This is a genomic window from Patescibacteria group bacterium (assembly GCA_018817085.1).
Taxonomy (GTDB): domain Bacteria; phylum Patescibacteriota; class WWE3; order CG2-30-40-12; family CG2-30-40-12; genus CG2-30-40-12.
This window is the reverse complement of sequence record JAHIUT010000032.1, coordinates 25,651-34,917: the sequence shown is the minus strand read 5'-3', so window position 1 is coordinate 34,917 and position 9,267 is coordinate 25,651. Positions and strand designations below refer to the sequence as shown.

General features: G+C 39.4%; 10 protein-coding genes. 7 read left to right on the top strand and 3 right to left on the bottom strand.

From position 1 onward, the window contains the following. Nucleotides 1-355: 355 nt before the first annotated feature. Nucleotides 356-1,435 carry a radical SAM protein gene (locus KJ678_01990; protein ID MBU1016912.1) on the top strand — a complete coding sequence of 360 codons (1,080 nt, stop codon included), beginning with the start codon at nucleotides 356-358 and terminating at the stop codon, nucleotides 1,433-1,435. A gap of 144 nt (nucleotides 1,436-1,579) precedes the next feature. Beyond that, nucleotides 1,580-2,917 carry an NAD(P)/FAD-dependent oxidoreductase gene (locus tag KJ678_01985; protein MBU1016911.1) on the top strand — a complete coding sequence of 446 codons (1,338 nt, stop codon included), beginning with the start codon at nucleotides 1,580-1,582 and terminating at the stop codon, nucleotides 2,915-2,917. Here KJ678_01985 and KJ678_01980 read toward each other — a convergent pair. Genes KJ678_01980 through KJ678_01970 form a run of 3 tightly spaced genes read right to left on the bottom strand, consistent with a single transcriptional unit; the run spans nucleotide 2,912 to nucleotide 6,393 of the window. Further along, a complete protein-coding gene (locus tag KJ678_01980) occupies nucleotides 2,912-5,146 on the bottom strand; it encodes a valine--tRNA ligase (protein ID MBU1016910.1) in 2,235 nt (744 codons plus the stop codon). The genes KJ678_01985 and KJ678_01980 overlap by 6 nt on opposite strands. A 25-nt stretch (nucleotides 5,147-5,171) precedes the next feature. After that, nucleotides 5,172-5,843, bottom strand: a complete 672-nt coding sequence (locus KJ678_01975; GenBank protein ID MBU1016909.1) for a L,D-transpeptidase — start codon at nucleotides 5,841-5,843, stop codon at nucleotides 5,172-5,174. 25 nt (nucleotides 5,844-5,868) lie between these two features. Next, on the bottom strand, nucleotides 5,869-6,393 hold the full coding sequence (locus tag KJ678_01970) for a cob(I)yrinic acid a,c-diamide adenosyltransferase (protein MBU1016908.1): 525 nt from the start codon (nucleotides 6,391-6,393) through the stop codon (nucleotides 5,869-5,871). Between the two features lie 97 nt (nucleotides 6,394-6,490). Here KJ678_01970 and KJ678_01965 point away from each other — a divergent pair, with 97 nt between their 5' ends. The 5 genes from KJ678_01965 to sufC all read left to right on the top strand — a co-directional run bounded on the left by KJ678_01965 (nucleotide 6,491) and on the right by sufC (nucleotide 9,241). Next, on the top strand, nucleotides 6,491-7,453 hold the full coding sequence (locus KJ678_01965) for a hypothetical protein (GenBank protein MBU1016907.1): 963 nt from the start codon (nucleotides 6,491-6,493) through the stop codon (nucleotides 7,451-7,453). 108 nt (nucleotides 7,454-7,561) lie between these two features. Further along, nucleotides 7,562-7,807 carry an AbrB/MazE/SpoVT family DNA-binding domain-containing protein gene (locus tag KJ678_01960; protein ID MBU1016906.1) on the top strand — a complete coding sequence of 82 codons (246 nt, stop codon included), beginning with the start codon at nucleotides 7,562-7,564 and terminating at the stop codon, nucleotides 7,805-7,807. Next, the gene (locus tag KJ678_01955; protein ID MBU1016905.1) at nucleotides 7,800-8,210 is read left to right on the top strand and encodes a PIN domain-containing protein; all 411 of its coding nucleotides are present in this window, start codon (nucleotides 7,800-7,802) and stop codon (nucleotides 8,208-8,210) included. The genes KJ678_01960 and KJ678_01955 overlap by 8 nt, the downstream gene beginning before the upstream one ends. Before the next feature lie 34 nt (nucleotides 8,211-8,244). Then, entirely contained in the window at nucleotides 8,245-8,550 is a 306-nt protein-coding gene (locus KJ678_01950; GenBank protein ID MBU1016904.1) for a metalloregulator ArsR/SmtB family transcription factor, read from the top strand. Then, nucleotides 8,522-9,241, top strand: coding sequence for a Fe-S cluster assembly ATPase SufC (sufC, locus tag KJ678_01945; protein MBU1016903.1), 720 nt, complete (start codon nucleotides 8,522-8,524; stop codon nucleotides 9,239-9,241). Before KJ678_01950 ends, sufC begins: the two co-directional genes overlap by 29 nt. The last annotated feature ends 26 nt before the right edge of the window (nucleotides 9,242-9,267 follow it).

Below are 9,267 nucleotides of genomic sequence, written 5' to 3'. Positions count from 1 at the left end.
TATTCAAATAGTTTTACGATAAGGTAAAGAATTTGCCGCCAAAGAAAAACTTTAAATCGTCCAATCTGAAAGGGTCGCTTCTGCGGGCGGGCGGAAGGGGGGTTTGGGGGGAATTCCGCCACGACCTACAAATTTTGGGCGAAATCAGTTCGAATTTTTTCGAACGCACACCGCCAGTTGGGGAAAAATCATTGACTTTACGGAAAGGTTTTTGGTAAAGTTATTTTTTAGAATGTATAAGCGAAGAGCGGACATAAAAAAACTATTTATAAGGTAAAACCCCGATTTCGGGGTTTTTTTATGCCCATTTTTCGGCACCTTGTAAATTCAATATTTTCTTAAGGAGGAAGAATTTATGTCTAAAGTTCATGCGCAAGTACTATACCCTAGGCAGGTTCAGGTTTTCCTAAGCGAAATATGTATGGAAGGTTGTGGGTATTGTCCATACACCCTTATGCTACCTGCGGAGAGGAAGCGACTTTTATCTTCGGAACTAAATGTAGATCAGTGGAAGCGTGTTTTTGACTATCTGTATGACACAATGAAGATTCGTCTGTTCACATTGATTGGAGGGGAACCTGCCGTAAAACATGGGGTGGAGGAGATAATAACTCATATCAATACCTTTCCAGGCGCTGTTGTAGTTTTGTTGACTAGCGGTATTCCTCTTTTGAGGAATAGAAGGTTACTGGACAAACTGATTGCCGGGGGTTTGACAAATATTACGGTTTCGGTTGACGGCGCTAGCAGAGATGAGGATATTTTTGCTATAGATGTTTTCCAAGAGCTCCGGCGTCTAACGCACGGCAGCGCGCGCAAGAGCCTTTTGGGACAATATTTTTTGCGCTTTCTGACCACGGAATATGCAAATGTTTCTTGGACTTTGGGCGCGGGCTGTATTGTCAACAAGCATACTCTCGACAAGATAATGGACACTTACAAAGTGCTTTCTTTGATGGGGGTTTATCTAAACCTCTGTCCGGAACAGACACTTTGCATTGGCCGGACTTCAAACACAGCTCTTGATTTTTCTGATAGGCTTGCTTTGGAGGCGTTGGCCGACAAGTTAGTGGCTATTAAAGAATCGCCCGGAAACTTCCTTATGCCTTCCAGGGATTTTTTGTCTGGACTACCAGATCTTGGGATTCGTCAAAGTCACAAATGTTCCGAAGCGTCCTTCCCCTCAACTTTGCATATACATTCTGGAGGTGTAGTGAACTTTTGCGCTTGGCGCGCTGGATATATGGTGGGTAGGCACAATATTTGGAATTGGGTAACGGCAGAGAGTTCCTATGAGGAGTGGTTGAGAGATTGGAGAGCGGACTTGGATGGGCAAAGTTGCTCGTGCAGTTGGACATTTTTGGACCGCACGGGTGATTTTTCTGAAGAGGGGGTCGCGTCGTATCCTAATCTATGGTTTCCATATACCGTATGATTAGAAAGGCCTGTCAAGACATTTTGCTATGTTTTGATAGGCCTGTTTTTTTGGTATTCTTACTATTTACAATCTCTCCTAAAAAATTAATAATGTATTGTAATCCCCTTATCGTTTTTTCCAAAGGATTACATCTGTTAAAATATGCTAAAAATCTACGATGTAATTATAGTAGGAGCTGGTCCCGCAGGGCTTTTTGCTGCTTTGGAGCTTTGCAAAAAGGGTATCAGAAACATTCTAATTATTGAAAAGGGAAGCGATCTAAAAGCGCGGAAAAAGAGCGAAACCTTGTGTGGAGTAGGGGGAGGGGGAACATTTAGCGATGGGAAACTTCATTTCAGTTTAAATTTGAGCCACGAAAAACTTTTAGATTTTTTGCCCCGCGAAGATTCCCAGAGACTTATTAATTATGTGGAAGATATTTTTGTAAAATATGGTGTTACCGCGCCTATAACTCCCACAAATTTGGAAGAAGTAAATACTCTAGTAAAGAGATGTCAGCGGCATAATATACGGCTTTATGTCCGTCTTTGCAGGCATGTGGGGAGCGACGCATTGCCAAAAATTATTTCAAAAATGGTTTTGGACTTAAAAAAATCCAAAGTGGTTTTTGAAACAAATGCGGAAGTGATTGGTATTAAGAAAATAAAGGATGTGTTTAGAGTTAAAACCGCAAAAGAAGAGTTTAACTCCAGAAAAGTTTTGCTCGCGCCCGGCAGAGTAGGGGCTAAATGGTTGCAGGATATAGCGGGGGGCTTAAAAATCAGTTACGAATACCAAAAAGTTGAAGCAGGAGTTAGGGTGGAGTTTCCCGCCTCGGTTATGGAAGACCATTCCAAAGTTATGTACGAAAACATTTATTCCCTTCAAACCCCAACTTTTGACGACACCCTGCGAACTTTTTGCCCGTGTCCAGGAGGTTTGGTGGCGGTTGAGGATTATGGGGGTTATGTTTGCGTTAACGGACATTCCAATTCCGATAACAATTCTCCAAACAGCAATTTTGCTCTTTTGCAAGAAGTTATGTTAACGGAGCCTATTGAAAACACTACAGACTATGTTATATCTATAGCGAAATTGGCAACAACTTTAGGTGGAGGAAAACCGATAATACAGCGTCTTATGGATTTGAAGAATGGAAGAAGGAGTACTGAAAAAAGAATACAAAAAAGTTTGTTGACCCCAACATTAAAGGACAGCACTCCGGGAGATATTTCTATGGCTTTGCCTTTTAGAATGGTTACCAATATTTTGGAGGCTTTGGAGATTTTGGATAAAGTTTTGCCTGGAGTTAATGCGGGTTCTAATTTTTTGTATGCCCCAGAAATAAAATTAAGAGGCTCAAAAATAAAAACGGATAAAAATTTGCAAACAGAGGTAGCTGGTTTGTATGTGGCGGGAGATGGGGCAGGGGCATCTGGTAATATTGTGGGCGCCGCCGCAACAGGTATAATCTCTGCTAGAGGTATGTCCATTTCATAGGGGCCAGGGGGAGATTATTAAGGGATTGTTATATTCTCTTGGAATTTTGCTCCAAATTTCTTCGGTTACAAAAGGCATAAACGGATGCAAGAGTTTTAGAGAAGTTAAATAAACATGGCGCAAAACCATTAAAGCTGTCTCCTTATCTTCTCTTGTTTTTACTTCCTCTACATAAACATCCGCAAGTGTGTGCCAAACAAATTCGTATAGGCTTTCTACTGCTTTAGAGAATTGATAAGTGTTCAAGGCTTTGGTGACGCCAATCGTAAGCAACTTAAGTTCCTTAAGTTGCTTACGATCGGAAGGCAGAAGTTTGGCAGTAACTTTTTCAGAGTAGAAGGGTACTGGTTTACCATACTGCTCAAACGAATACTCCAAAAATCTCCCAATATTCCAAACTTTATTAGCAAAATTTCTCATAGCCCTAATTTTATCCTCGCTTACAACAACATCGCTTGCTTGCGCAACGCCGAAAATTAAAGCCATTCGTACCGCGTCAGCGCCGTACTTTTCAACCATTTCCATAGGGTCAATAGTGTTTCCCTTGCTCTTGCTCATTTTAGCGCCGTTCTTGTCTACAACTCTAGCGTGCAAATGAACGGTTTTAAAAGGGACTTGTCCGGTATTGTAAAGGCATAACATCATCATTCGGGCAACCCAGAAAAATAAAATGTCCCACATAGTGTCTAAAACAGAAGTGGGGTAAAAATATTTAAAATCCTCGCTTTCCGGAAACCCTAAAGTTGTTAAGGGCCATTGACCCGACAAAAACCAAGTATCAAAAGTATCGGTTTCCTGCAAAACATTTTTCCCGCTACATTTATGGCAAATGCCTTTGTCCAGAGAATATTTCGCGCCCACCGGCGCGGATAATGATTGCAATCCTTTTTCAATTTCCGAAAATTCATATTTTTTCCTTAACTTTTTATATTCTCCAAAAACTTTCTGTCCTCTTTTATCTATAAAATTTATTTCAATATCTGGGTTGCAGTCTAAACAAAACCACGCGGGAATCCTTGGTCCCCAAACGATTTGCCGCGAGATGTTCCAATCGTGGATATTTTCTAGCCAATCAAAATACATTTTCTCAAACCTTTTTTTAGGAACGATTTTTGTTTTGCCTTCCTTAATAGCTTTAATTGCAGGTATAGCTAGGGGTTTTGTTCTTACATACCATTGCGGAATAAGTGTGGACTCAATGATTTTATTACATTTATAGCAGGTATTTATTGTATGTTCCAAGGGAATTTCTTTTATCAACTTTCCTTCCTTTTTTAAATCTTCCAAAACCGCCTCACGGGCAGTCGGCACATTCATTCCAAGATATTTTGCGGGGACATTCATCATCTTTCCGCGAATATCAATACATTTAATGGAATTAAGTTTGTGTTTTTGGCCGATCTCATTATCCAACGCATCGTGCGCGGGGGTAATCTTTAACGCCCCGGTGCCAAAGTCCTTTTCTACCGCTTCATCGGATATGATTGGTATTTTTTTGTTTATTAAAGGAATAATTGCATCTTTTCCCACAAGATTTTTGTATCTTTTATCCCTTGGATTAACGGCAACGGCCGAATCTGCAAAAATAGTTTCGGGGCGGGTGGTGGCGATTTGGATTGCCTCATAATCAAGGAAATAAAGTGTAGCGGTTTCCGCTATATGATTAACTTCTAAGTCCGAAAGCGCCGTTCCGCATTTGGCGCAGTAATTAACAAGTCGTTCTCCTCTGTAGACTAGACCATCTTTATGAAGTTTAGAGAAAGTCTCAAGAACCTTTTTAACAATCTCTGTGTCCAAGCTGTATTTGTATCTTGTCCAATCTAATGAAAACCCCATTCTTCGCATTTGATTTTTGTTTACACCTTTATTTTTCTCTACAAAATCCGCAATCATTTTGTACAATGTGTAGCGATCATAATTTAAACGGCTTGTACCTTGTTTAACTAAATGTTTTTCATAAACATATTGTGTTTCGATACCTGCGTGGTCTCCGCCGGGTAGCCACAAAGTGGGGTCTCCCATCATACGATGCCACCGCGCTAAAACATCTTGAATGGTAAAGAGCATATTTCCCATATGCATAGGGTCGCTAGCATTTGGAAGTGGGAGGAGTATGGAAAAAGGTTTTTTGACGGGGTCAATTTTGGGTGTAAAGTAACCCCCCTCCTCCCACATTTTATAAAGCCGTTCTTCCGTGTTTTTGTGGTTATATGTTTTTTCCATCTCCATAGAGATTATTATATCAGAAAGGAGTTTATTCGTTGGGGGTTTCTCCGTAGATTACTATTCTTGTTCCGGGATTATCAGAATTTGCATACACGCTCCATTGTCCTTTTGGAAGTTCTGGTTTGGCCCAGTAAAAGAGTTGTTCCACTTCTTCAGTTTTCATATTTACACATCCGTGACTCATTGGGTGGCCGAAATTATCGTGCCAGTATGTTCCGTGCAAACTAAAACCCTTCATTTTTGGAACATCCTCGTTGTAGAAAAACATTACAAAAGGCACATTGGGAAGATAATAGTATGTTCCTAGCGCTTGCGAACCCCCTGTCATTAGCGTGTATCTTAATTTTGTCCAAATGGTAAATTCTCCGGTTGGCGTCCATCCCCATTTGCCACTGGATATAAGAAAATCAAAGATTTTTTCACCCCCCTCATAAGCGTAAAGTTTTTGATTTGTGAGGTCAATTTCTATTCTTTTTTCGTTATCGGACTTTCCCAAAACGCCAGCGACTATTTTAGATTCTTTGGGCGAAGGAATGGGAATTTTTTGGCCATGGAATAGCGCTTGTTTTTGAGTTAACTCGTATTTGCCAGTGAGGAGGGTTTCTTCTATTGGTTTCTGCGTGTGCGAAAAAACTTTAGGTATATAGATAGCTGAAACGAGAATAAGTATTGAGATGGGCACGATAAATTTAAAATTCATTTCTGTTTTTAGTATAGCATATCCTCTAAAAGTCAAAACCTTTTTTTGCTAAAATTCCTTTATCATAAGGGTGTTTTATTTTTCTGATTTCGGATACCAAATCTGCTTTGTCCACTAAAGCTTTTGGTGCGGAACGACCCGTTAGAACCACATCCGAATTCTTGTCCACTTTGTCCAAAAGACTGGAAACATCTTTTACAGTTAGCAGTCTTCCGGCGATTGCGCCTAATATCTCGTCCAAAACAACCAAATCGTAATGGCAACGCGAAACGGCTTCTTTTGTTTTTTCAAGCGCTTCTTTGGCTTTTTGCCGATGCGCGTTTAGACTTTTATCGTCTCCCTTTATACCCACAAACCCAAGACCCAAAGTTTTAATGGTGATGTTGGCAGGGAGGAATTTTTCTATAGCTTTTTTCTCGCCGGTTGGGAATTCGTCCATCTTTATAAATTGGACGAACAAAACTTTTTTGTTCCATCCCGCGGCCCTTAAAGCTGTTCCGAGGGCGGAAGTGGTTTTTCCTTTTCCATCTCCGGTTAGTATCGCAAGCATGTGCATATTATAGCTTTTTGCAAGAATTGTTCAAAGTTTTAGGGGTCCGTACCCCAATGAGATTGCATTATGGAGTGTGCTATACTAAACCCATACTATGGATGTAGTTCTTGCCCTTTTTTTAATTTTGCTTCTTTCGGTAGCGCTTGCTAAAAGTACGGGTTTTGTAGTTCTTAATGTGATAAAGTTGGCCAAATGTTTCTCCGTTCCGGAATTCGCCATTGGTTTTTTTGTATTGGGGTTTGCCACATCCTTACCGGAAATTTTTGTTGCTGTTAACTCTGTAATAGATAAAACTCCGCAACTTTCTTTGGGGAATTTGCTTGGGGCGATTTTTGTTCTTTTAACTTTGGTGATATCTTTGCCCGCCATATTTACTGGGAATGTTGCGATACGAAAAGTTTTAAGCACTAAAGACATTGTGTTATCCTCCTTTGTTACGGCTTTGCCCGCCTTTTTTTCTTTAGACGGCAATCTTACGAGGGTTGACGGGGCTGTCCTTTTGATTTTTTATGTGGTTTATATGTATATGCTTAACGAGGACGAGTCTTTTATTGAAAAGATAAAAAGCTCTGGTCATAGCAAAAAAGGCGCGCTTAAACTTCTGTTATTTGTTCTTGTAGGAATGTTTGGAATTTTTGTGTTTTCAAAAGGGGTGGTGGAATTATCTTTAATTTTGGCGGAGGAACTGCTTGTTCCGGTTATCTTGGCGGGAGTTTTGTTCCTTTCTATTGGAACCAATCTGCCCGAATTTTCCCTGGCAATAAAAACAATAACTTCAAAACATAAAATAGTGGGTATAGGAGATTTTTTGGGTAGCGCCTCTATGAACACTTTTGTTTTGGCTCTTTTATGTTTAGTGTCGCCATTTAAAGTTACTAACCTTGAGGAAACAAGAATAATTTCGTTTTTTGTGATTTTCGCGGTTATTCTTTTAGCGGTTTTTATGAGAACGAAACGGCAGTTAACCCGCAAAGAGGGCTTTGCTTTGCTGTCTCTATATCTCATTTTTATTTTTGTTGAATTGTACCGGAACGGAGTCTTTAGTAAAGTCCTATAGACTAAGGTCTCTCCTTTGCAAAGGAGAGACCTTTGTTAAGAAGTTTCCCTTAATTAAGTTACTGTAGAAGAATTTGACTTTTCCTTACCTTTGTATTATAGTAAGGATATGCTTAAAACTGTGCGAATAACCAGCAAAAGACAGGTTACCATTCCTTCAAAGATATTCAAAGCCTTGAATTTAGATGAGGGCGGGTTTCTTATTGCGGAAAAATCGCATGGTTCCATAATATTAACCCCGGCGGAAAATCTCGTGGGCAGGCTTTCAGGGGTAGTGAAAGTACCCGAAAAATATAAGAATATGAGTGCCGACGATATAATAAGAGAATCAAAGAAAGAGTACTTTAATGGATAGGGTGTTTATTGACACAAATTATTTTATTAGGCTTATTATTGGGGAGCCTTTAGATCAAAATAGAAAGGCGAATAAGCTTTTTAGGGAAGGGGCTTTATCCAACATACAACTTTTTACAACGGCGATTGTGGTTTTTGAGATATATTGGGTGCTATCCAGCTTTTATAAAAAGGACAAAAAACAAATATCCTCTGTTCTTATAGATATTTTAAGAATGAACTTTATAGATATAGAGAACAGGGATATTTTATTAAGCGCGGTTAAAACATACTGTACAACATCACTTGATTTGGAAGATTCCTATAATCTGTGCTTTGCGCGGAGCAAAAAAGCCAACATCTTCGCCACTTTTGATAAAAGATTGTGTAAAATCTCCGGTCGCAAATTTTCTAATACCCCTTGACTCCTTTTAACATATAGACTATTGTCTATATGTTATGAATATAAAAGACGAATGTCCTTATTGTTTTAAAGCGCTTGCGGTTCCCGTTCGCGCTAAAATATACGCTTTGTTGTCAAAGCAAAAAACGCTTTCTGTTTCGGATATTGTAAAGGAATTTAATTTAACACAACCCACAATATCCTACCACCTAAAAGAGATGGAAAATGTGGGTCTTATTGTGTCCAAAAAAGAAGGCAGGAAGGTATTTTATTCTGTTTTAGGAAGGTGTTTATATGAGGGAAAGAGGTGTGTAATAACTCCTTTCTTAAAGCATGTTAAAAATACGAAACCTAGAAGTTAATAGGGAAGGGAAAAGAATCCTAAAAGGTGTTACTTTGCGTATAAAATCCGGTGAGACTCATATTTTAATGGGACCCAACGGTTCGGGTAAATCCACTCTTGCCAACACTTTAATGGGAAACCCGTTATATAAAGTTGTAGGTGGGGAGATGTCTTTTGAGGGTAAATCTCTTCTTAATTTAAGTCCCGATAAAAGGGCTAAACTTGGCTTGTTTTTAGCTTTTCAGTATCCCGTTGAAATTAGCGGGGTCTCTATGGCTTCTTTTTTAAGAACTGCTTACAAGGAACTTGGAAAACCGTTAGGATTTTTCAATAAAAATTTAGAGGGCAGTTTAAAATTTTTAAACATTGATAAAGGATTTATGCAAAGATATCTGAACGAAGGTTTTAGCGGGGGGGAGAAAAAGAAAAGCGAGATTTTGCAACTTGCTATGTTTTCTCCAAAACTTGCAATTTTGGACGAAACGGATAGCGGGTTGGATGTTTCCGCGCTTAAAACTGTGGCGGAATCTTTTACCAAAATAAAAATTAAGAATCCCAAATTGAGTTTTTTAATAATTACCCACTACACTCGCATATTGAAATATCTGGATGTTGATTTTGTTCACATAATGTTGAATGGGAGGGTTGTTAAATCTGGGGGTATTGAACTTTCGGAGGAAGTGGAGGAGAAGGGGGGGTACGGGGAGTAAATTCAAAAGTCAAATTAAGAATTGCG

What these genes read in the sequence shown, in the direction of transcription:
- KJ678_01990 (MBU1016912.1), top strand. Translation starts at nt 356, where the DNA reads ATGTCTAAAGTTCATGCGCAAGTACTATACCCTAGGCAGGTTCAGGTT.
- KJ678_01985 (MBU1016911.1), top strand. Translation starts at nt 1,580, where the DNA reads ATGCTAAAAATCTACGATGTAATTATAGTAGGAGCTGGTCCCGCAGGG.
- KJ678_01980 (MBU1016910.1), bottom strand. Translation starts at nt 5,146, where the DNA reads ATGGAGATGGAAAAAACATATAACCACAAAAACACGGAAGAACGGCTT.
- KJ678_01975 (MBU1016909.1), bottom strand. Translation starts at nt 5,843, where the DNA reads ATGAATTTTAAATTTATCGTGCCCATCTCAATACTTATTCTCGTTTCA.
- KJ678_01970 (MBU1016908.1), bottom strand. Translation starts at nt 6,393, where the DNA reads ATGCTTGCGATACTAACCGGAGATGGAAAAGGAAAAACCACTTCCGCC.
- KJ678_01965 (MBU1016907.1), top strand. Translation starts at nt 6,491, where the DNA reads ATGGATGTAGTTCTTGCCCTTTTTTTAATTTTGCTTCTTTCGGTAGCG.
- KJ678_01960 (MBU1016906.1), top strand. Translation starts at nt 7,562, where the DNA reads ATGCTTAAAACTGTGCGAATAACCAGCAAAAGACAGGTTACCATTCCT.
- KJ678_01955 (MBU1016905.1), top strand. Translation starts at nt 7,800, where the DNA reads ATGGATAGGGTGTTTATTGACACAAATTATTTTATTAGGCTTATTATT.
- KJ678_01950 (MBU1016904.1), top strand. Translation starts at nt 8,245, where the DNA reads ATGAATATAAAAGACGAATGTCCTTATTGTTTTAAAGCGCTTGCGGTT.
- sufC (MBU1016903.1), top strand. Translation starts at nt 8,522, where the DNA reads ATGTTAAAAATACGAAACCTAGAAGTTAATAGGGAAGGGAAAAGAATC.